Genomic DNA, 23,246 nt, shown 5'->3' on the forward strand with positions numbered 1-23,246 from the left:
ATGCGCATACTGCTGCTGGACGACGATGCCTTCATGCTGGAGCTGGTGGCCGACATGGTCGCCGCACTGGGCGAACACACCGTGCTGCGTGAAACCGACGGCCGCCGCGCGCTGATCGAGCTGCGCCTGCGGCCGCCGGAACTGGTGATCTGCGACCTGTCGATGCCGGTCATGGACGGCATCGATTTCCTGCGCCTGGCGGCGGCGCAGCAGTACCGCGGCTGCGTGGTGCTGCTGTCCGGCGTCGACGCGGCGGTGCTGAACACCGCCGGCCGCCTGGCCGAGGCCCAGGGCCTGCACATCCTGGCGGCCTGCGCCAAGCCGATCGGCGAGGCGACGCTGGCCGGCCTGCTGGCGCGCGCGGCCGCCCATTGCCACGTCGAAATCCCCCCTTTGCCAGGCAAGCTTGGCAAATAGTTCAGCGGCTTTCGACAAACAACCGCACGTTTCTGAAAAATGGGTTATTATTTACGCCATCCCTGCCTGCCGACCTTGTTGCTATCCCCTCCGAGACATTGAAATCGTGCAAATGGCACCCAATTGCTGCCCATGGCAGCGTTTGCGGGTCGTCCCCAGGCGTTATTGATTCCCCTGACCTCGAATGAGGAAACTATGAGCGAAAATATCAAACACATTACCGATGCATCCTTTGAAGCCGACGTGCTGAAGTCCGACCGTCCTGTGCTGGTCGATTTCTGGGCCGAATGGTGCGGCCCTTGCAAGAGCATCGCCCCGATCCTGGAAGAAGTGGCCAAGGAATACGAAGGCAAGATCCAGATCACCAAGATGGACGTGGATTCCAACCAGCAGATCCCGAGCAAGTTCGGCGTGCGCGGCATCCCGACCCTGATCCTGTTCAAGAACGGCGTCGCTGCCGCGCAAAAGGTTGGCGCCATGGCAAAAGGCCAGCTGACCTCTTTCATCGACAGCAATATCTAAGTTAAGATATCGCTACGTTGCACAGCGGCGCCGCGCCCGCGGCCGCCGCTGAATAATACGAGACAACCCACGTAGTCCCCTCCCCTACCTTTACTTTCCCGTCGCGGGATACTCAACAATATGCATCTATCTGAATTGAAGGCCTTACACGTTTCGGCGTTGTTGGAAATGGCCATCGGACTGGATATCGACAATGCGGCGCGCCTGCGCAAGCAAGAGTTGATGTTCGCCATCCTCAAAAAACGCGCCAAATCGGGCGAGCAGATCTTCGGCGACGGCGCCCTGGAAGTGCTGCCGGACGGCTTTGGCTTCCTGCGCTCGCCGGACGCCAGCTACATGGCGTCGACCGACGACATCTACATTTCGCCGTCGCAGATCCGCCGCTTCAACCTGCACACCGGCGACTCGATCGAAGGTGAAGTGCGCACGCCAAAAGACGGCGAACGCTATTTCGCGCTGGTCAAGGTCGACAAGGTCAACGGCGAATCGCCGGAAGCGTCGAAACACCGCATATTGTTCGAGAACCTGACGCCGCTGCACCCGAACGAGCCGCTGCGCCTGGAACGCGACATCAATGGCACCGAAAACATCACCGGCCGCATCATCGACCTGATCGCGCCAATCGGCAAAGGCCAGCGCGGCCTGCTGGTGGCGTCGCCGAAGTCCGGTAAATCGGTCATGCTGCAGCACATCGCCCACGCGATCACCTCGAACCACCCGGACGTCACGCTGATCGTGCTGCTGATCGACGAACGTCCAGAGGAAGTGACCGAGATGCAGCGTTCGGTGCGCGGCGAAGTCGTCGCTTCCACCTTCGACGAACCGGCCACCCGCCACGTACAGGTTGCCGAGATGGTGCTGGAAAAAGCCAAGCGCCTGGTCGAAATGAAAAAAGACGTGGTGATCCTGCTGGACTCGATCACCCGCCTGGCGCGTGCCTACAACACCGTGATCCCGGCCTCGGGCAAGGTGCTGACCGGTGGTGTCGACGCCAACGCGCTGCAGCGTCCGAAGCGCTTCTTCGGCGCCGCCCGTAACGTCGAGGAAGGCGGCTCGCTGACCATCGTCGCCACCGCGCTGATCGAAACCGGCTCGCGCATGGACGACGTGATTTACGAGGAATTCAAGGGCACCGGCAACATGGAGGTGCACCTGGAGCGCCGCCTGGCCGAGAAGCGCGTCTACCCGGCCATCAACCTGAACAAGTCGGGCACGCGCCGCGAGGAACTGCTGATCAAGCCGGACCAGCTGCAGAAGATCTGGATCCTGCGCAAGCTGCTGTACTCGATGGACGAGATCGAGGCGATGGAGTTCATCCTCGACAAGATGCGCGCGACCAAGAACAACACCGAGTTCTTCGACATGATGCGCCGCGGCGGCTAAGCCCCGCCCGTCGTACCGGCGCAGGCCGGCACCCATGGCACGCTGGCCGTCAGGCTCAGCATGGATTCCGGCCTGCGCCGGAATGACGATGATAGACAGGCAACTCCGGTTGCCTGTTTGCGTTTACCGGCGTATAATCGCCGATCGCATTATTTTTAACCCTGGCAAGTGAGCGGCAATCGGGTCACGAGGTGGTATCGACCGACGAAGTGCTGTTTGGCTACCAAACTAACCGAGGTTCCCCATGAAAGCAGAAGGCCATCCAGAATACCGCGAAGTCGTGTTCCACGACCTGTCGTGCGACTTCAAATTCATCACCCGCTCGACCATCGCCACCCGCGAAAAAATCGAATTCAACGGCCAGGAATACCCGCTGGTGAAGATCGAGGTCTCGGCTGAATCGCACCCGTTCTACACCGGTAAGCACAAGATCGTCGACACCGCTGGCCGCGTTGAAAAATTCCGCCAGAAGTTCGGTTCGGTCGGTTCGAAAACCGCCGTCGCAGCAGGCTAATCCCCACGATTATTGCCGCTTCGATAAAAAAAGCAGCCTCGGGCTGCTTTTTTTGTTTATTGCCCTCATACTCCGGTTCTACTCTTTAAAACACACTGATCGATGAAGCCAGTCCGTCTTCCCGCCGCCGCTACCCTGGCACTGCCGCGCTGGGCGCTGTTCGCCCTCGGCCTGCTGTACATCCTGCCTGGCCTGATCGGCCGCGAACCGTGGAAGAACGACGACGCCGCCAGCTTCGGCATCATGTGGACCATGGCGCATGGCAGCTGGCAGGACTGGCTGTGGCCCAACATCGCCGGCCTGTCGTGGCCGGACGAGGGGCCGCTGGCGTTCTGGCTGGGCGCGCTCGGTATCAAGCTGTTCGGCTGGCTGCTGGGCGACGTGCTGGGCGCCCGCGTCGGCACCGTCGGCATCTTCCTGCTGGGCGTGCTGTCGCTGTGGTACGCCACCTTCAACCTTGGCCGCCGCCAGGACGCGCAGCCGCTGCGCCTGGCCTTCGGCGGCCAGCCCGAGCCGGACGACTTCGGCCGCACGCTGGCCGACGCCGCCGTGCTGATCTACCTCGGCTGCCTCGGCCTGCTGCAGCACAGCCACGAAACCACGCCGGAGGCGCTGCAGGTGTCGCTGACCGCGCTGCTGCTGTACCGCACCGTGCGCTACGTGGAAACGCCGTCGCTGCGCAACGCCGCCCTCAGCGGCCTGGCGATCGGCCTGCTGACGCTGGCGCGCGGCTGGATCACGCCGGTGTTCCTCATGCTGGCCCTGTTCGCCTGCACCCGCTTCCTGGCCCAGCCGGCCATCCGCGCCCTGCGCGACCTCGGCGCCATGATCGCCGTCGGCGCCGTCGTCACCGCGCTGTGGCTGGCGCCGGCGCAGTTGCTGGCGCCCTACCACCAGCAGCCGCTGAACGCCTGGCTGGGCTGGAACTGGCTGCAACTGGACTGGCCAAGCTGGACCTCGGTCAAGTTCTTCTTCCGCGTCGGCGTCTGGTTCTTCTGGCCGGCCTGGCCGTTTGCCGGCTGGGCGGTATGGGCCTGGCGCCGCCAGCGCGGCGTGTTGCACATCGTGGTGCCGCTGGCCTTCTTCGGCATGGGCCTGCTGCTGACCTTGTTCAATCCGCAACCCGAGCAGGGCCAGCTGCTGGTGCTGCTGCCGCCGCTGGCGGTGATGGCCGCCTTCGGCCTGCTGACCGTCAAGCGCGGCGCCATCAACGCCATCGACTGGTTCTCGGTGATGGCGCTGACGCTGTGCGCGGCCGTGATCTGGGTGTTCTGGTTCGCCAAGCTGACCGGCTGGCCGGCGCAGGCCGCGCGCAACGCGCTCAAGCTGGTGCCGGGCTTCACGCCCGAGCTGGGCTGGATCGCCTTCCTGGTCGCGCTGGCCGCCACGCTGGGCTGGTTCGTGCTGGTGTACTGGCGCATCTCGCGCCAGCCGGCGGTGCTGTGGCGCGCGGTGGTGCTGTCCTCGGGCGGCCTGATCCTGATCTGGATATTGCTGATGACGCTGTTCCTGCCGGACTTCAACTACGGCAAGAGCTACGCCGGCGTGGCGCGCCAGATCGCCAACAAGCTGCCGGCCGGCACCCGCTGCATCGAATCCAACGTCGGCCCGGCCCAGCGCGCGTCGCTGGCGTTTTACGGCCAGCTGCCGTTCGCCGGCGTCGAAGCAGGGCGCTGCAACGTGCTGCTGTTGCAGGATAGCGTCAAAGTCCGCGACGACCATGAAATCCAGCCGCAGTTCCGCGGCAAGCAATGGGTGCTGCTGTGGGAAGGCCGGCGCCCGGCCGACCGCGAGGAACGCTTCCGCCTGTACCGCCGCGCCGACTGAGCCGGGGCGCGCACGTTACAAACGTCATGTTGCTGGCCGGATAGCATGCTGCTATCCTTTTTGGCAGAAAGCGGCCAGCCCATGCGATTTATTTTCCTGACATTATTCCTGCTGGCGACTTGCGCGCGCGCGGCCGAGGCCCCGCTGTACATCACCACGGAACACGCGCCGCCATCGAGCATGCGCGGCGACGACGGCGTCGTGACCGGCCGCGCCACCGAGAAGATCCGCGCGCTGATGGCGCGCACCGGCACCGACTACCGCATCGAGCAGCTGCCGTGGAAGCGCGCGCTGATGCTGGCGCAAACCCGCGACCACACCTGCGTCTACTCCACCTCGCGCACGCCGGAGCGCGAAGCGCGCTTCAAATGGATCGGTCCCACCGACGAGGCCGAATGGCAGTTCTGGGGCCGCGCCGATCACGCCTTTCCGCTCAACACGGTCGACGACGCGCGCAAGCTGCGCATCGGCACCGCCATTGGCGACGCCCGCGACGACTACCTGCGCAACCGCGGCTTCAACGTCGACGCCGCCAGCAGCGACCTGGCCAATCCGCACAAGCTGCTGCTCAACCGCATCGACCTGTGGGCGGTGGCGGTGCGCAACGGCAGCGCCGGCCCCAGCCAGCCGGGCTGGGCCGGCAAGGTGGTGCCGCTGCTGGTGTTTCACCGGGTCCAGGTGTACCTGGCCTGCAACCGCGCCATGCCGGACCAGCAGGTCGAGCAGCTGAACGCCGCGCTGGCCGAACTGCGCCGCGACGGCACGCTGGCGCGCATCGACCGCAAGTACGAGCACGGCGGCCAGTAGGCGCGGTCGCGCGCGCTTAGCGGCGCGCCACCATGATGCCGTTGGCCGGCACGTTTTGCGCCAGCGGCAGCTTCTGGAAATCGCTGATCGCGATGCCGTCGCCATCATCCTGGAAATCAAACCGCACGCCGGCGTCGGTCATGAAGCTGGTCTGCGAGATGGCGTAGATGCGCACTGGACGGCCTTTGTCCAGCGTGGCGTACAGCTTGGTCAGGCGGTTGTCGAACGAGATGCGCTGGCCGTTTGCCAGCTTGTAGGTATTGCGATACGGGCTGAATTCGTCAGGCTGCATCTGGTACTGCTGGGCACGCGGGGCGGAGACGCTGACGCTGGTGTCGCCGGCGTGGGCGGCGGAGAAAGTGGTCAGAACGAGCGCGGCGACAACGCCGATCATGGTCGATTTCATGGTGAACTCCAGTAAGTAGTGTGAACTGCGGGAGTCACCGCTGGGGGTTGGTTATTCAGCGGCGGACATGAGCAGATTATCAAAGCCGGCGCCAAACATCCTGCGTATGCGACGAGCGGCAAAAGCGCGGGCGCGAGCGGTCAAAAAGCGGGGACAGACGGTTTACCGGCCGCGACTGTTGCGCGCGCCGGCTTTTTCTGCGGACGATGTGATACAAACCGCGCCAACCGGGCTATAGTGATGCAATGAGTTGCCCTACGGCAGCAAATACCTCCCGGTTGCGCCTCCAGTCCGCGCACCGGCCACGGCGGCCCAGGCTGCTGCGCCCCACCCTCGCGCCCAGCCCCCGGCAACATGCTCCCGATGGTGCAATATGTTCACTCTTTACAAACTTCAAACGGCACTGCGCAAAACCACCGTGCGCGCCGCCCTGCTGGTCCTGACGCTGTCGCTGGCCGTGCTGCTGGGCCTGCGCGCCGACGTGCCGCAAGACCCCAGCCCCATCCTGCGCACGCAGGACATCGCCCAGATCACGGCGCTGCCGGCCAAGCGCGCGCAGCTGGAGTACCTGCTGATCGCCGCGCCGCAGTCGGAGGCGCCGCGCTATGTGTTCAAGCTGAAGAATGACAACAAGCTGTACGTGGTCAAGGTGCCGGGCACCACCCACATCAGCCTGGAGCGCGAGGTCCTGCTGCGCAACAACCTCCCCTACGCCATCGCCCGCGACGACTACCTGGCCTCGCACAAGGCGGTGATGCAGGACGACGACAGCAGCCTGCTGGCGCGCGCCGGCGCTTTCGTGGTGCGCCACCTGCTGGACATCCTGCTGGTCATCCTGGCCTTGTTCCTGCTGAAGAACGGCCTGCCCGGCATGGGCGTCAACGCCACCGTGCTGACGCCGGACCAGCTGGGCGGCAGCATGGACGACCTGATCGGCATGGAAGACATCAAGCAGGAAGTGCTGCACCTGGAAGACATGATACGCAACCGCGACCTGTACAAAGAGCACGACATCGACAAGCCGTTCAACGTCATGCTGACCGGCCCGGCTGGCACCGGCAAGACCAAGCTGGCCGGCTACCTGGCCAAGCGGCTCGACATTCCGCTGATCCAGGCCTCCGGCTCGGCGCTGGAATCGGGCTACATCGGCGGCGGCTCCAAGGCGCTGCACGCGCTGCACCGCAAGGCCTGCGCGCGCGGCAAGTGCATCATCTTCCTCGACGAGGCACAGGGCCTGTTCATGCCGCGCGGCCGCGGCGAAAAGAAATGGGAGGACGACACCGCCAACACCCTGCTGGGCCTGCTCGACGGCGTGCGCAGCGACAAGGGCGAGGGCGTGATCTGGGTGGTGGCCTCCAACTTCGACGACGCCTCGACCCGCATGGACGAGGCCATGCTGCGCCGCTTCTCGGTCAAGATCAACTTCCGCCTGCCGAACAAGAGCGAGCGGCGCGAACTGCTGCGCTCCTTCCTGGCGCGCAAGGCCGACGGCTGCGTCGACTGGAACGACCTCAACCTGGACCACGTGGCCGAGATCACCGCCAACCTCAGCCCGGCCGTGCTGCAGACCGTGGTCGAGCGCGCCAGCATGCTGTCGATCCAGGAGAAACAGGTCATCAACACCGACCTGATGTTCCGCGCCTTCGAGCGCGCCACCATCGGCCTGACCGACCGCGCCACCACCGCCGAGAAAACCCGCCAGCGCGAGCGCGTCGCCCTGCACGAGCTGGGCCACTTCTTCATGCAGATCGACCCGTGGCTGCGCCAGGGGCTGTCGCTGGCCGAGGTCAAGGAACGCTCGCCGCTGTTAAAAATTTCCACCGAGTCGGTGTCCAAGCTGGGCGCGCTCGGCTACGTGCTGTCGGCCGCGGACGACGTGGCGCTGCGCACGCTGGAGGAACTGGAGCGCGACGTCATCCAGCTGTACGGCGGCGTGGCGGCCGAGGAACTGTTCTACGGCGCGCGCGGCATCTCGGTCGGCAGCCAGAACGACATCGAAAAAGCCACCTCGATGCTGGACCTGATGGTCAACAAACTGTCGATGTACTCGCGCTCGAAGATCGACCACAGCCAGTTCAAGGACCAGGAGGCCGACCTCGGCCAGGTGGCGGCCAAGGCGGACGAGCTGTACAGCTACACGCTGACCGCCATCGCCGACTACCGCGAGCAGATCGCCGAACTGAAGGGGGTGCTGATGGACCAGTACGTGCTGTCGAAAGACGCCATCTTCGCGCTGCTGGAACAGCAGCAGCAACGCGCTCAGGCGGAGGCCCTGTGCTGACCGGGCGCCACGCCAAACAGGCGCCGGTACTCGCGGCTGAACTGCGACGGGCTGTCGTAGCCCACGGCAAAGCCGACGGCCGCCACATTCTGCGACGAACTCAGCAACAGGGAGCGCGCCTGCTGCAGACGTATCTGCTTCTGAAACTGAATCGGACTCAGCGACGTCACCCGGCGGAAGTGCCGGTGGAATGACGTCGGGCTCATGCCAACCTGCCCGGCCACGTCCTCGATGTGGAAGGGCTCGGCGTGATGCTGGCGTATCCAGCGGATCGCGCGGCTGATCTGCGCCATCGTGCTGTCGGCCAGGCCCAGCTGGCTGACCATGGCGCCCTGCGGCCCGCGCATCAGGCGCCATAAAATTTCGCGCTCGATGGCCGGCGCCAGCACCGGCAAGTCCGCCGGCCGCTCCAGCAGGCGCAGCAGACGCACCAGCGGCTCCAGCAAGCCATCGTCCAGCGCGCTGACGGCGATGCCCGGCGGCTCGGCGCTGGGGCCGCGCGGCAGGCCGGTGTCCAGCATCAGCGCGGTGATCACGTCCGGCTTCAGCGTCAGGCTCATGCCAAGGAAAGGCCGGGCGGCGCTGGCCTGCGACACATGGCCGCTGACCGGCAAATCCACCGACGCCACCAGATACTGGCCGGCCTGATAATCCAGGTCCTGCGTGCCCAGCACCAGGTGCTTGGCGCCCTGCGCCACCACCGACAGCACCGGCTCGGTCACGTAGGCGGTCAGCGGCGTGGGCGCGGGCGCGGCCGCCACCAGCAGGCCCGGCAACGGACGCCGCAGGCCGTCCGCGCCGGCGTGGCGGGCGATCAGGGCTTGCAGTTCGGCGAAAAGGGTGGCGTCCATGGTTGGTCGGATTATGCATGAATCTGGCAGTTTTGCGATACCTCGACCGGATGAGAAAAGCGTCCAATAACGCTATCGACTGATCCCTCAAGGAGCCCATCATGCAAAGCGTCACCTTTCCCAGCAACGGCCTGAAGATCGCCGCCCACCTCTACCTGCCGGCCGGCGCCGGCCCGCACGCCGCCATCGTGGTCGGCCATCCGGGCAGCAGCGTCAAGGAGCAGAGCGCCGGCCTGTACGCGCGCCATCTGGCCGAGCTCGGCTATATCGCCCTGGCCTTCGACGCCGCCCACCAGGGCGAAAGCGAAGGCCTGCCGCGCGGGCTGGAAGACCCGGCACAGCGGGTGGAAGACTTCAAGGCCGCCGTGTCGTATCTCACCACCCGCGCCGACGTCGATCCGCAGCGCATCGGCGCGCTCGGCATCTGCGCCTCGGGCGGCTACGTGACGGCGGCCGGCGCCACCGACCACCGCATCCAGGCGGTGGCCACCGTCAGCGCGGCCGACATTGGCCGCCACCTGTCGCGCGGCGCCGACGGCCAGCAAAGTCCGGCGGTCCTGCAAACCCTGCTCGACACCGCCGCCGCCGCCCGCACCGCCGAGGCGCGCGGCGACAGCCTCGGCGCGCTGCCGCTGTTCCCGGCCGACGCCGAGCAAGCCCGCGCCGGCGGCCTGCACAGTTTTGAAGGATGGGAATACTACTGCACGCCGCGCGGCGAACATCCGCGCTCGGCGCGCACGCTGACCTGGGACAGCGTCGACCGCATCGCCGGCTTTGACGCCTTCCACTTCATCCACCTGATCGCGCCGCGGCCGCTGCTGATGATCGTCGGCGGCGACGCCATCACCGCCTGGATGAGCGAGGAAGCGATGGCACAGGCGCGCGAACCAAAGCAACTGCACCGCATCGACGGCGCCACCCACGTCGACCTGTACGACCGCAAGGTCGCGCAGGCGATCGACAAGCTGGCCGGGTTCTTCGGGCAGCAGTTGGCCTCACGGCGTGAGGAAGCGTAAATAAAGCGGTAATGCTTGCAGCGCCAGCACGGCGATCGTAATCCACTGCAAAATTTCGACGCGCCGCAGTCGCGCGTCCATTTTTTCGACCTTGCGCTCCAACGCCTCGACCCGGCGCTCCAACGCCTCGACCCGGCGCTCCAGAGCCTCAACCCGATGCTCGAGCGCCTCAACCCGATGTTCCAGCGCCTCAACCCGCTTTTCGAGCGCCTCGACCCTGGCGGACAGCGCATTCACCCGCTCCTCCAGCACCGCGACCTTGACGATCAATATCGCCACATCCTTGCGCAGATCCCGCAGTTGCTCGCTATGGTTATCAATCAAGCCATCATGCTTGTCCTTGACGAGCCGCTTCAACTCATCAACCTGCTCCTCCAGCGCCTCCACCCGCTCGACCAGTTCCATGGCAGCCTCCGACGTGAGGCATTCATTATCCGCCCCGTCCAGCCGCGCTCCGTTTGATCTGCGTCACACTTTCATCGGCAGGATCACCATCTGCAAGCCCTCCAGGTGCAAGCGCCGCTGCGCCGCCAGCGCCGCCTGGTTATGCAGCAGCCGCGTGAACCAGTTATCCGAAGCAAAGATCAGCTTGCTCGTGAAGAAAATCGAATGCGGAAACTCGCGGCTGATCTCCTCGCACATGCGCGTCACCTCCTCCACCGCATCCGTGCCAAAGCCCAGATACGACGCCGATGCCATGCCATGGCTATGACAGAAATCCACGAAGAACTCCAGCGTCTCCGCCGCCTCCGCGCGCATCTGCTCCATCGCCCCCTCGCCGCCATAGGCATGCGCATCGACGGTACGCGCATTCACAAACAGAAAATTCTTGAAGTGATCGGGAAACATGCGCTGCACCCACAACAACGCATGCAAACCGCCGCCGCGCGAATTCCCCACGATGAACACCGCCGTCTGCGCCGCCGGATCCGGCTCCACCGGCTCCGTATTCGACCCGAACGGCTGCGACGCGAACACCTCATCCACCGAATGGATCGCCTGCTTGGTCTGGCGATAGTGATTGCGGATATACACACACAGCGTCGCAATCGCCGCGATAATCAGCGCCGTCGCCCAGCCGCCCTCGGCAAAGCGCTCCACCAGCAACACCAGCAAAATCCCCGCGCAAATCACAAAGCCCAGCGCAGACAACAACCAGCGCCGCTTCCAGTGCGAACCCTTCTTGCGATTGCGCGACCAGTACAACACCAGCCCGAACAGCGAAATCGCAAACGTCAGAAACACCGAAATCGAATACAGCACCACCAGCAAGGTCACGCTGCCGCCCGTGCCCCACAGGATCGCCAGCGCCGCGACGCCCATCACCAGGATGCCATTCTGCGTCACCAGCCGCGTCGACAGATAACGGAACTTGTGCGGCACCCACGAATCCGCCGCCATGTTCGACAACACCGACGGACCGCCGAGGAAACCGGTATTGGCCGCCACAAACAACAGCCCCGCCTCAAACGCCAGCACGATCACCAGCAGCATCTGATTCACCATCTCGCCGCCGAGGCCCATGCTGGCGATGATGGACTTGAAGGTCGACGCATTCAGCGTCTCGCCCGGCACCGGCCGCGCATCCCACAGCAGATACAGCAGGATGATGCCGCCGGCCGTGAACGCCAGCGACAAGGCCATGTAAATCATCGTCACCTTGCCGGTACGCACGCGCGGCTCGGCCAGCAGATTGACGTTGTTGGACACCGCCTCCAGCCCCGTGTACGTGCCGCCGCCCTGCGAATACGCCAGCAACAGCATGCCCGCGACGCCGGCCCAGCCGATATGGCTGGCCAGATCGGCCGTCTCCGCCATGGTGTTCGGAATCAGCTCCGGCAGATGCGACGCGTGCGCGAAGATGCCGTACACGATCAGCACCAGATGGGTGGCCACGAAGCCGAGGAAGATCGGCAGCAGAATCTGGATCGCCTCCTTCAGCCCGCGCAGATTCATCACAATCAATAGCCCGATGAAAAACATCTCGGCCCACAGCTTGTACGGCTGAAAGCCCAGCGGCAGGAACGACGCCAGCGCGTCGACGCCGGAAGCGATAGAAATCGCAATCGTCAGCACATAATCGAGGATCAGCGCGCAGCCCGAAATCAAGCCCATGTACGGCCCCACCAGCTTGGTCGCCACGCGGTAGCCGCCGCCCCCGGTCGGGAACAGTTCGATCACCTGGTTGTACGCCAGCGCGATGATAAACACCGTCACCGCCGTCGCCAGCGCCATGTACAGGCCCAGATGGGCGTGACCACCCAGCGCGCGGAAGGTTTCCTCGGGACCGTAAGCGGACGAGGACAACCCGTCCGCGCCCAGCCCGACCCAGGCCAGGAAGGCGACCAGCGCCATGGAGTGGCGGGTTTCGCTCTTCATTGGATCGAGCGGCTTCCCCAGGATAATCTCGCGAATCTTATTATTTTTCATGCGTCTCGGCGCCGGCGACGGGGCCGGCAAAGTCTTGCGGTAAGCAGGATGATACCCGCTTCAGACGGCTGAAAACTTGTTGAAATATAAAAATACCGAAGCAGGGTTGCGGCAGGGTTGCAAATCGGTGATAATGCGGGTCGCATTGCAAAACACCTGCCTCGGTGGTGGAATTGGTAGACGCAGCGGACTCAAAATCCGCCGCCGCAAGGCGTGCCGGTTCGATTCCGGCCCGAGGCACCACAGGTATTGCAGAGAATTAGGTATAGACGAGGATGCTCAATTATACCGATTCACATCAGGTCATTTGACCAAATTTGACCAGCGCCTGCTGGCTTTTAATCATCTCCCCTTCAAAAAGCTAATTTGGTATATCGCGGTATATCCCGATACTTGCTGCTGCGGTTGGGCCTTGGTACATTGCAGGTTATGCACAGCAAGAACCGACTCCATCTCGTGATAAGCACTGCGATCTTCTTCGCAGCGTCTCTTGCTGCATTTCTGATCGTATGTTGGCTGATTTTGCACGACGCCGGTTTCGCACCGCTTTTAGCGTGCGTAACTCTCTACGTGCTCCTCTTCCGAGCCTGGCGGGATACACGTGTCGCAGCAAAAGAGTTCCGCATCACCCTTCCGGGCACTCCTTGGCACACCGAGTGCCAACGGCCAATCTCAATATTCACCAGCGCTGATCAACGAGCGGCAGAACGTCCGCCCCGTAAAACTCCATAAAACGACCGAAGCGCACCGCTAGGTGCATTGACAGTTTACGACCAGTCCGCAACTCAGACTGGCGATGGAGAAGCATATGGCACAACAAACCACGTTGGATCTCGTCTTATAAATCTCGCAGGGTGCATTACTCGTCCCCCTTAAGAAAACCGCGGCTATCCTTGGCTTAGAAACGCAAACGGTCCGAAACCGCCTCTGCGAAAAGCGCTTCCAACTTGACCCCGTCAAGATCGGGAGTCGCAATTTTTTCCGCGTAAGCGATATCGCACAACTCATTGACGCCTCGTCCATCACAGCATCAACACCTACGCGAGGCCGCCCTCGAAAGTCATCGAAGGTGGCCAAATAACCTCTGCGGACAGCGTGCAAAAGACGATACGAGTTATTCGAATCAGCGAATTTGCAAGCACAGCGGGTATCGCTCTATAGCGTATTTCTAAAAGGTGAACTATGTCACGACGCGTCATAAGAATTTCCGAACTTGCCAGTACGCCCCGCTGCGCTGCACATCTACGCGAGCGAGTACTAACCGGCAAAGGCAGGCTACGCCTGGCCGCTAGGGCGGCTTCCCTTTGCCTTTTCCGCTAGGGCGGAAATTAGCACTCGCTCTTGTCTCCGGTTCGCTGCGCTCTCTCCGCGCCAGAACGGGCTTGGCAGGTCCCCGCGAAGCGCGGGAAAGTGCCTTTTTTCCTCGCTGGACGCTCGTCAAAAAAGCACTTTCCCGCGCTTCACTTGGGGACGGGCTCCGCCCCCAACCCAGACCGCGTCCTTGGGGCCACTTTCGTCGCCGTTCGGCGCCTCATCCTGGTTCGGCTCCCCCGGCCTCGCAAGTCTTCGCTGTCGCTCGCATGCGAGGTCTTCGCTGTCGCTCGATTTTGCGCGCTTCGCCGCAAAACCAACGAGCCCCCTTTGTTGCCGATTTAAACTGACAAATATCCAACGTGATGAATCAACCCTCTCCCGTCCACTCAACAACATTTGATCCCCAAATATAGCCGACTGCCCCCATGTTCTAGTCCACCGTTCCAATAAACTGAGGCTAAAAGGTAGTGCCACGTTTCCCTCATCAGCCGTCTCAACTGGAACCCTGTTAATGCTTCCTTCGGCTATACCTGAAAGCAGTACTTTCCGACAATCACGTTTCCTTTCTTCTAAGTTTCTCGTATTGACAGTAGAATTACTGCTAGCAACCAATAATTACGAGACGACGACAGGCTTGGGCCAGTGTTTCGACTTGTGAACTTGCTCGGCCAAGTTCAATGCAAACAGATGAAGCAGCCTCGCTATCGGCAAATCAACAGTTAGACAACTCAATGAGCGTACACAGATGAAGCCGCAGTCGGAATTTTTAAAGCCTCGATGGCTACGCGATCTACTGAGATTCACTCCCTTAAAAAGCCAGTTCGTGCTATCCGGGAACGTCCGAGACTTGCAGCCGTGCGAGGTCTCGCCTGGAATCATTACTGCCCAGTCCCTAATCAGTACGCTGTGCGACGGCCTGCGTGAATCAGGCTACTCTCAATTCGTCACTTGGAATCCGCTGTTGGGCTTTACTGTCCCCGCGAAGGGAATAACAACGAACGAGTCAACAGAACAGCTCCTCAGTAGCTTGGGTTTGGTCCCTGTAAATGGAGTTGCAACGGGTGGCATCGACAGCGTAGGTGCGGCCATGGAGCGCTTAATCAGCCTTGCCGGCCCGCCAACCGCGCTGATCGTCGATTTTGCGTCACGCTTGACGGTACGGCCGGAATCCCTTACAGCCGCCGAACACAGCATGTTTACGCGCGCGTTGGTGCTCAGCCATACAGCGCAGGCGCGCCCACATGGGGAGCAGCGGCTCCCGTTCTTTAACACCATTATCTGGATTGTGGATAAAGAAAGCGATATTCCGGATTGGATTCTGATCGACAATCCCCGAATTCGTCACGTTCCTGTAGCAAAACCTGACGGCGCCGCACGCCGCGTTTTGTCACCAGCGCTTCTACGCGCGGTTCCGGGATTCCAACAAGCAGCAGCTAATGTACGGGCCGACGCCGAGCGCGCATTTATCGATGGCACAGAAGGGATGTTACTGTCGGACATGAATGCAATCGCCACCCTGGCAAGGGTGGAGAATGTTTCCGTAGAAAGAATTGCGGATGCTGTCAGACGCTACAAAGTCGGTGTCACCGAAGACCCTTGGCTACAAATCGATCGCGACAAGATCCGCAACGCGGAAGCTGAGATAAGCAAGCGAGTCAAAGGACAAACCCACGCAGTGACGCATTTGCTAGATTTAGTGAAGCGCGCAATGACAGGAGTCGGTGCGCAACGCAAAGGTGGACGCCCGCGCGGCGTAGCCTTTCTCGCTGGTCCAACCGGCGTGGGCAAGACCGAGTTGGCGAAAACCATTACAAGCTTGCTATTCGGAGATGAGAGCGCCTATATCCGATTCGATATGTCTGAGTTCAGTTCCGAACATGCGGATCAACGCCTAATTGGAGCGCCACCGGGCTACGTCGGATATGACGTGGGAGGCGAGCTTACCAACGCAATTCGAGAAAGGCCCTTCAGCGTTGTGCTCTTCGATGAAATCGAGAAAGCCCATCCTCGTATCCTCGATAAGTTTCTGCAGATACTCGATGATGGCGTACTCACGTCGGGTCGTGGTGATCGCGTCTACTTCTCCGAAGCACTAATCATCTTCACCTCGAATCTGGGCATCTATCGACAGAGTGAATCAGGTGATCGTGTGCCAAATGTGGTTCCTGGGGAACTATTCGTTAACGTGCAAGAAAAGGTACGCAACGAGATCGAGCACCATTTCAAAGTGGTGTTGAACCGACCTGAAATCCTGAACCGGATAGGCGAGAATATAATCATCTTCGATTTCGTTCGGCAGGAAGTTGCAGAACAAATTTTTGAGCACATGCTACGCACCGTACTCGACGACCTCGTTACACAAGGCATTACCATCGAACTGGACGAGGTATCAGAGACCTCACTCAAACAGCTTTGCCTGAGTGACCTATCAAATGGGGGCCGAGGTATCCGCAACCAGATTGAAGCTTATCTGATCAATCCGTTGGCGAGAGGCCTATTCGACCAAGACGCACAAGCGGGTGACCATTTCATCCTCGCCGGAACGGACGCGGCCACCCTGCGCCTCCAAAAGCGTTAGTCCATGGATATTCATATCTCACGACTCCACTTTCCAGTGACCACACTCGGCCCCGGACGACGCATTGGCATTTGGCTACAAGGCTGCAGTATCCATTGCCCAGGCTGCATTTCTGCGGACACGTGGGCCGTTGATAAGGGAAGGACCACAGTGGATAGCGTAATGACGCATCTCGCGCAGTGGCTACCAGCCGCCGAAGGTATTACGATTTCTGGCGGTGAGCCATTCGAACAGCCTGAAGCGCTTGTTGCACTGGTGACCGCTCTGCGCAGTGCAACGCCGGCCGACATCCTTGTCTACAGTGGCAAGCCCATTGAGCACTTGACACTTGTGCTGCAACGATCGGCGGGGTGTATCGACGCACTAATCTCAGATCCATTTGACCTCAATGCTCCGCATACAAAGCCCTTGCGCGGCAGCGACAACCAGCGCCTTCATCTACTTACGGCACTAGGGATTGATCGCTTCAGTGCATATGAAGCGCCATGCAAAGTGCTAGACAAGTCACTTGACGTCATGTTTGACCCGGATGGCAGCGTCTGGTTCGCCGGCATTCCGCAGCGCGGAGATTTTTTGCGCTTGCAAGAGCTATTGATTAATCAGGGACATCGAGTCCACATCAGCGCCGACAGGGCGCGCACCACCAAGGTACACCAATCATGATGCGTTTTTGCCCCAATTGCCGAACAGAACGTCCCTTGGAGGAATGGTTCTGTGAGGGTGTCGTCGACACCGCACCTTGTCAGTGGGATTTATCTGCACTTCCCATCCGCGAAATCGGCGACCGGCCACAAGAAATCGTCACTCAAGATGAGCAACGGCTTCTATCAGTCGGACTAATGTGCACAAACGGACACCAGATAGATGCCGGTGACTTGATGTGCCTGACTTGTGGTGCAGATCCTGCCAGTAATGAGGATGCGACAGTAGCCACTGCGCTGCCACCACCGATATCGGAAGAGACTCAAATTGGCGGCTGGCGATTAACGCGTCGCATTTCCAGTAGCGATAGTGTACGAGAACGCTACATCTGCCAGCATCGCGACACAAATCGCCAAGCGGTATTGACGCTCTATCGCCCGGGTGCAGAACCAGATCCTGCCGTGTACGAAGTAATCGGCCGCCTTCCGCGAGAACACGTTCCCGAGATCATTACTACTGGTCGCTGGGATGGCCGAGCCTACGAGGTAGCCGAAGAACTGAGCGGTGGAACGTTAGCCGATGTCGGCATCGCTTTCAGCGACATGGCCACCATCCGCCATGTAATTTCTGAGTTGGGCCAAGCATTGCATTGCTTCTCGGAAGCTGGTCTTCGGCATCGTGACCTGCGTCCAGGTACCTTGCTGGTGCGTAGCCGTGACCCGCTCGATCTTGTAATCAACGGTTTTGGCTCTGCGCGTCTTTCGGAGTTTGATCTCGATATAGTTTCTCCTCTCGAAACCTCGCGCTACATGGCACCAGAAGCCATCGCAGGTGGGGTTGCTGCCGCTTCCGACTGGTGGAGCCTGGGCATGATTCTGCTTGAACAACTAACCAGCGGTGCTTGCTTCGCAGGATCTAACCCCCAATCATTCCTCATCCATGTTCTAGCGAACGGCATCACCCTGCCCGATGATTTAGATCCTCAACTCCACCTATTGTTCCGTGGTTTATTAGCAAGGGACCGGCACCAACGCTGGCAGTGGCAGCAAGTTAAAAGCTGGCTAGACGGTGAGATAGTCAACGCTCCTGCTGCGGTGAGTCCTGAGATCGACAGTACCGATGGAAATAGTATAGTGCTCAACAAAAAGCGCTATCACAAACCAGCCGTATTCGCGTTAGCCGCCGCTGAGAGTGAGAATTGGAACGAGGCCAAGGATCATTTAAATCGTGGTGTATTGACGACCTGGGCTGAGCAAGTCAAAGTCGCTCCTGCCACGCTCGCGGGTCTGCGCCAAGTCGCGCAATTGGAAGGTGTGGACGACGATTGCCGACTGATGATTGCACTCAAACTGCTCAACCCTGAGATCCCGTTGATTTTACGTGGAGACATTGTCACACCAGGGTGGCTTTTGCAGAATGCGCTGGAAGCATATGACCTCATCACTGGCGCGGTTCCACCCTTTTTGCAAAGATTGCAGACGGAGACTTGGCTATCGCAACTCCGGACACGTGCCGAGGTGGTGCGGCAGCGCGCCGCCAACTTGGGCATTGATCTCAACGAGGAGACCGTCCGCGTCAATTTACTTTCCACCTCACGCGCACGTCTAGCAGCAGTATGGGACCAGCAACGGCTGTTGTTCCCTGATTCCGACCATCCAGGTTTGCTGTCCTTGTCGGAGCGACGTACGATCAGCGAAGAAGACCTGATTGTCCTGCTGAGTGCTGCCGTCTCGCAGTTCCGTTCAATTGATGCAGTGCTGGAACAAGCCCAAGAACTAGCGAAGCAAGAGGATATTCTCAGTTTTGACCCGTTCGCCGCGCGAGCTGAGTTAAGCCTGTTACGTACTGAACTGTTCCGGAAGGTCGACGACCGTATTGCAGGCTTTGCCAGGACTGGGAAGAAAATTATCGATGATCTGGCCGACCAGTTCCGGCTCGAACGCCGGCTGCCGTTGCATGAAGTCGTACTGATCTTGGCAGTGCCGGCAGATCAATGGCTGGAGCCACAAAAACAGCAATATGTCTCGCAGATCCTCGATTTTTTTGAAAAGAAATTGTCCTCCGCAGTATTGCGTGGCCCGTTGGTACGTATGACAATCGGCAAGTCCACTGGCCGCGCCGACATGATGGAGCTGAGCAGTGCGCGGCAGAGTGGCACTGCCTTATTAGAGCACCTGCTGCAACGTAATTCTCAATCGGTAGCCATCGATCCAGGCGTCCTCGCCGACAATCTCCCATTGGTCGGCAGGCTTACAGCCCTTCATCGCCAGACCTCGATCTATAAACGAGATACCGGTATCGATGGTATGTATCTCGGGTTCCCGTTTCTCATCATTAAGGACAACCGCAGCAAGACGCGCCCCAGAATCACGCCGGTACTACTTTGGCCGGTGAAATTGCTAATGGAGTTGGGAGCACGAGGGCAAGTCGCACTGGCCTTCGATACCGAACGCGAAGAAGTTCGCATTAATCCTGCGTTAGAAGGCTTATTGGGGCGCGAGGCGGTCAAAGAATGGCGCAGCGCTGCGGACGAAGTACTGGGCCGTTCTGCGCTGAAAATGAGCGACGTCCTTGACGCTTTTGGCATGCTCGCAGCACCGGAGCAACGCCAGTTGACTTCCCTACCGCCGCCCTCTTATGACATTCCAGCTGGCACTGCGTCGCTTCGTTGCGCCGCCGTTCTGTTCCACGTGACATTCAGTGGTCAGGCCATCGGCGAAGACCTCAGGCAACTCAGAACTCTGTCTCCGTCGGGTACTGCGCTGGAATCAATGCTAAGGCTCAAGGAGAAGGCGGAGTTTGATACGCCAGTTGAGCAGTCAATGGAGATTGACCGCTACTTGACCGTCGCTAGCGACCCCTCACAGGAGTCAGCCGTTCTGAAGGCACGCCAGTGGCCCGGCCTGCTCGTAGAAGGGCCACCAGGGACCGGCAAGAGCCAGACCATCGTTAATATGGTCGCGGATGCCATCGGCCGAAAGAAGAGTATGCTGATCGTGTGTCAGAAGCATGCGGCACTTGAAGTGGTGTATAAACGCCTTGTGGCCGAAGGACTCGGCGACCGCATCATAATGATCAACGACGTCAACAAAGACCGAGAGCCGACTATACGCGCGGTCCGTGAGCAGCTGGATGGCATATTCAAAGGGTCGCAATTTGATAATGGTTGGGTACGGCAGCGCGAGCGGGTTGCCGCTAAAATCGAGTCCCTTGAAGGTGAGTTAGACCGTCTGCACCAGGCCATGCATCGCGTTGACGAAGCGACAGGACTAAGCTACCGAGCCCTGCTGGGCCAACTCATTGAGCTGGAACTTGGAAGCCCACCGCTTAATATTCCGCAGCTTCGTACCAAGCTGTCTGTACTCGACTCATCCGTCTTGACGACGGTCGAAGAGGAATGTGCGCCACTGGCCCGATACTGGCTGCCCGCGAAATTTGAAGGCAGCGCCCTTGCTCATCTGAAGGCGTTCGCAACCGATCAAGGAACCCTCGACGAATTCCATGTCGCATTCAAAACGTTCCTTGATGCCGAGCACAGCCGCATGGAGATATTGAATCAGCATCCAACTCGATTTGATATCGATGATCCCGCTCCGCATAGAGCTTGGTTGAATGAAAACGCACCACGTCTGGAAGCATTGGATGAAAGTCAACGCAAACGCCTGGCTCACTGGTTACCGCTTTTTCGCCCTGCCGACAAAGCCGATGCGCCTGGCCAGTTACTCTATAACTCACTGCGCAAGCTCCACCAGGAGTTAATTTCCATAAGCGGCGCCGGCTATCATGGCGTGCTCTCAGCCGCACTCGCAAGTCTGCCGAGTGCCCAATTGGACAAGATCACCCAGCTGGCCGACTTAGCAGCCCGGCCGCTCACGGTTGTTGACCGTTTGAATCCCTTCACCTACCTTCGACGTAGTCAGGTATTAAAATTTGTATCGCAGACAGGTGCCAAGGCCGAGCTGGATCCGATCACCAAACTACTCGCTGCCGCCCGCCTTGAACTACAGTGGCGACCGATCCGGCAGGCGCTGTCCGAGATATCGAGCGAACTCCACCTAGAGCCTGTAGAAACAACCTCTGGACCAACCTTGGCGGCCGAATGCCTGACGCGATTGCGGAAGCTGGAGGAAGTGCGCGAACTAGCACAGTATTTGGCGATGGCGCCACGGGGGAGTGAATTCGACGCAGCGGTCATGACGGGAGACCGTGCGCCCGTAGAGCAACTTCTAGACGGTTTTGAGCGCGCTTTCGTACGCCATGCAGCACGTCAGCACAGTTTCCAAGCTCTATCACTACTGGAAGAATGGATTGAGCCGGATCTTACAGCCCAGTGTCGTCATGCCATTTCGCAAAATACCGAATTCCGCACGATACCCAATCGTATTCAAGATGCGCTTTCCACTTTAGTGGCTTATCAGCAATTCCGCATGCGGTCGCGGAATCTGAGCAAGGAATCTCTTGAGACATTTGCCGTGATGCGCACCCATGAAGCCTCCATGAGCGCGATTCCGATGAATGATCTGGACGGCGAGGTTCGTCGCGTGATTAATAGGGAGGCGCGACTGGGTTGGAAACGCAGAATAGAACAAACCAGTCCCGAGTTACTGCTTGAACAAACTGAAACGATCGCCAAAGTAGAATCCCTTGCAGTGGCTGATGAAGAAATGCGTCGGCTGAACCGCGACGTTTTGCGTGATGGGATTCAGCGCGGCTTCTTAGCCGGTCCCAAGCAATGGGAGGACGTCACACGTCTCAAAGGTCAACGCTCCCGTCGGTTGCGCGAATTCATTGAACTTGGCGCAGGCATGGGGTTGATGGCGTTGCGCCCCGTGTGGCTAATGAACCCTGACGTTGCCAGCCGGGTTCTTCCGTTAAAGAATAATCTCTTCGATACAATCGTTTACGACGAGGCATCACAGATGCCAGTGGAATATGCATTGCCGACCCTGTTCCGCGCAGGCGTCGCCATCGTGAGTGGTGACGAAAAACAAATGCCTCCAAGCGCATTTTTCTCGGGCCGCACTAACAGTGACGAGACAGACATATTCGATGGCGACCAACCTGACGACGACGCCAGCGAAGAAGAAAAGGAGCAATTTGAGGAAACCTGGAACCGCCGGGAGATAAAGGACTGTCCGGACTTGCTTCAACTCGCGCGCAGTGCGCTACCAGTTACTACGTTGCAGATACACTATCGCTCAGTTTACCGAGAACTCATTGGCTACTCAAACGCTGCTTTTTATGAAAATAATCTCAGTGTCCCAGCACGCCATCCCGACTCAACCATCCGAGCCATCAAACCGCTTGAACTGATTCAGGTGAATGGTCTGTATGAGAAACAGACTAACAGCGCGGAAGCCGATCGCGTTGTAGAGCTCTTGGCCGAACTGTGGCGCCTTCCCTATTCCGAGCGGCCTTCCACCGGCGTCGTCACGTTCAATATGAAGCAAGCAGACTTGATCGAGGAGCGGCTGGAGCAACGAGCCGAAGCTGATCCGGAATTCCGCATTGCTTATCAAGAAGAGGCCAGTCGCAGCGAGCACGGCGAGGACCTGGCAATATTCGTCAAAAACGTTGAAAACGTGCAGGGTGACGAACGCGATGTCATTGTCTTCTCTACGACCTTCGGACGAAATAGCCAAGGCACCTTCCGACGGTCATTCGGCGTCCTCGGGCAAAAAGGCGGCGAGCGGCGCCTCAACGTCGCGATAACACGGGCACGAAAAAAAGTCATGCTGGTGACGTCTATGCCAATCGCCGATATCTCCGACATGCTAACCACCAAGCGCCGGCCGGCAATTCCCCGCGACTACCTGCAAGGTTATATGGAATACGCGCGAACCTTGTCCAATGGCGACCTGCATACCAGCAGTGCTTTGTTGGGACGGCTGCACAGTGAACGCGTGAACGCCCGAATGAAACAAGGCCAACAGCTAGACGGTTTTGCGAGCGATGTACTCAGTTTCTTGCATTCGCTGGGGGTGCACCCAGTGACAGCGCAGGAAGGCGACGCATTCGGCCTGGACTTCGCAATTGCCGATCCCAAGACCGGCCTCTACACAATTGGCATCGAGTGCGACGCGCCACGACACGAATTACTACACCGTGCCCGCGCGCGGGACATCTGGCGCCCGTCCGTATTAAAACGTGCGATCCCAAAGCTACATCGAATTTCATCACACGCTTGGTACCACAACAATATCGCGGAGAAGGCCAGGCTGGAGTCTGCCATTGAATCCGCCATCCACAAGGACTAGA

15 protein-coding genes and 1 tRNA gene are annotated in these 23,246 nt (G+C 60.0%); 12 read left to right on the top strand and 4 right to left on the bottom strand.

Annotated features, from left to right (window positions below):
* From FHW58_RS15860 to FHW58_RS15885, 6 genes are all read left to right on the top strand, one after another.
* Entirely contained in the window at nucleotides 1-417 is a 417-nt protein-coding gene (locus FHW58_RS15860) for a response regulator (protein ID WP_179674080.1), read from the top strand.
* A 195-nt stretch (nucleotides 418-612) separates the two neighbouring features.
* Nucleotides 613-939 carry a thioredoxin TrxA gene (trxA, locus tag FHW58_RS15865; RefSeq protein WP_161044319.1) on the top strand — a complete coding sequence of 109 codons (327 nt, stop codon included), beginning with the start codon at nucleotides 613-615 and terminating at the stop codon, nucleotides 937-939.
* 120 nt (nucleotides 940-1,059) lie between these two features.
* On the top strand, nucleotides 1,060-2,322 hold the full coding sequence (gene rho, locus FHW58_RS15870; protein WP_179674081.1) for a transcription termination factor Rho: 1,263 nt from the start codon (nucleotides 1,060-1,062) through the stop codon (nucleotides 2,320-2,322).
* Nucleotides 2,323-2,566: 244 nt separating this feature from the next.
* Complete coding sequence (locus tag FHW58_RS15875) at nucleotides 2,567-2,836, top strand: type B 50S ribosomal protein L31 (protein WP_179674082.1); 270 nt, start codon at nucleotides 2,567-2,569, stop codon at nucleotides 2,834-2,836.
* A gap of 102 nt (nucleotides 2,837-2,938) precedes the next feature.
* The gene (locus tag FHW58_RS15880; protein ID WP_179674083.1) at nucleotides 2,939-4,663 is read left to right on the top strand and encodes a glycosyltransferase family 39 protein; all 1,725 of its coding nucleotides are present in this window, start codon (nucleotides 2,939-2,941) and stop codon (nucleotides 4,661-4,663) included.
* Between the two features lie 81 nt (nucleotides 4,664-4,744).
* Nucleotides 4,745-5,470, top strand: coding sequence for an ABC transporter substrate-binding protein (locus tag FHW58_RS15885; protein WP_179674084.1), 726 nt, complete (start codon nucleotides 4,745-4,747; stop codon nucleotides 5,468-5,470).
* 16 nt (nucleotides 5,471-5,486) lie between these two features.
* On the opposite strand, the gene FHW58_RS15890 is transcribed toward FHW58_RS15885, so the two are convergent.
* Nucleotides 5,487-5,876 carry a gel scht gene (locus FHW58_RS15890; RefSeq protein ID WP_179674085.1) on the bottom strand — a complete coding sequence of 130 codons (390 nt, stop codon included), beginning with the start codon at nucleotides 5,874-5,876 and terminating at the stop codon, nucleotides 5,487-5,489.
* Nucleotides 5,877-6,249: 373 nt separating this feature from the next.
* Here FHW58_RS15890 and FHW58_RS15895 point away from each other — a divergent pair, with 373 nt between their 5' ends.
* On the top strand, nucleotides 6,250-8,157 hold the full coding sequence (locus tag FHW58_RS15895; protein ID WP_179674086.1) for an AAA family ATPase: 1,908 nt from the start codon (nucleotides 6,250-6,252) through the stop codon (nucleotides 8,155-8,157).
* Here the strand turns inward: FHW58_RS15895 and FHW58_RS15900 are convergent.
* Nucleotides 8,136-9,008, bottom strand: coding sequence for an AraC family transcriptional regulator (locus FHW58_RS15900; protein WP_179674087.1), 873 nt, complete (start codon nucleotides 9,006-9,008; stop codon nucleotides 8,136-8,138). The genes FHW58_RS15895 and FHW58_RS15900 overlap by 22 nt on opposite strands.
* Before the next feature lie 101 nt (nucleotides 9,009-9,109).
* Here FHW58_RS15900 and FHW58_RS15905 point away from each other — a divergent pair, with 101 nt between their 5' ends.
* A complete protein-coding gene (locus tag FHW58_RS15905) occupies nucleotides 9,110-10,024 on the top strand; it encodes an alpha/beta hydrolase (RefSeq protein ID WP_179674088.1) in 915 nt (304 codons plus the stop codon).
* On the opposite strand, the gene FHW58_RS15910 is transcribed toward FHW58_RS15905, so the two are convergent.
* Together FHW58_RS15910 and FHW58_RS15915 are read right to left on the bottom strand one after the other, a co-directional pair.
* Nucleotides 10,004-10,429, bottom strand: coding sequence for a hypothetical protein (locus tag FHW58_RS15910; RefSeq protein WP_179674089.1), 426 nt, complete (start codon nucleotides 10,427-10,429; stop codon nucleotides 10,004-10,006). The two genes, FHW58_RS15905 and FHW58_RS15910, sit on opposite strands and share 21 nt — an antisense overlap.
* A 63-nt stretch (nucleotides 10,430-10,492) precedes the next feature.
* A complete protein-coding gene (locus FHW58_RS15915; RefSeq protein WP_179674090.1) occupies nucleotides 10,493-12,454 on the bottom strand; it encodes an APC family permease in 1,962 nt (653 codons plus the stop codon).
* 158 nt (nucleotides 12,455-12,612) lie between these two features.
* Between FHW58_RS15915 and FHW58_RS15920 the strand changes: the two genes are divergently transcribed.
* From FHW58_RS15920 to FHW58_RS15935, 4 genes are all read left to right on the top strand, one after another.
* Nucleotides 12,613-12,697, top strand: a tRNA-Leu gene (locus FHW58_RS15920).
* A 2,158-nt stretch (nucleotides 12,698-14,855) separates the two neighbouring features.
* Nucleotides 14,856-16,346, top strand: a complete 1,491-nt coding sequence (locus FHW58_RS15925) for an AAA family ATPase (RefSeq protein WP_229265343.1) — start codon at nucleotides 14,856-14,858, stop codon at nucleotides 16,344-16,346.
* A 3-nt stretch (nucleotides 16,347-16,349) separates the two neighbouring features.
* On the top strand, nucleotides 16,350-17,009 hold the full coding sequence (locus tag FHW58_RS15930) for a 4Fe-4S single cluster domain-containing protein (protein ID WP_179674092.1): 660 nt from the start codon (nucleotides 16,350-16,352) through the stop codon (nucleotides 17,007-17,009).
* The gene (locus tag FHW58_RS15935) at nucleotides 17,006-23,245 is read left to right on the top strand and encodes an AAA domain-containing protein (RefSeq protein WP_179674093.1); all 6,240 of its coding nucleotides are present in this window, start codon (nucleotides 17,006-17,008) and stop codon (nucleotides 23,243-23,245) included. The genes FHW58_RS15930 and FHW58_RS15935 overlap by 4 nt, the downstream gene beginning before the upstream one ends.
* Nucleotide 23,246: the final 1 nt, after the last annotated feature.

The sequence above is a fragment of the Duganella sp. 1224 genome (genome assembly GCF_013408245.1).
In the GTDB taxonomy this organism is placed as follows: Bacteria; Pseudomonadota; Gammaproteobacteria; order Burkholderiales; family Burkholderiaceae_D; genus Rugamonas.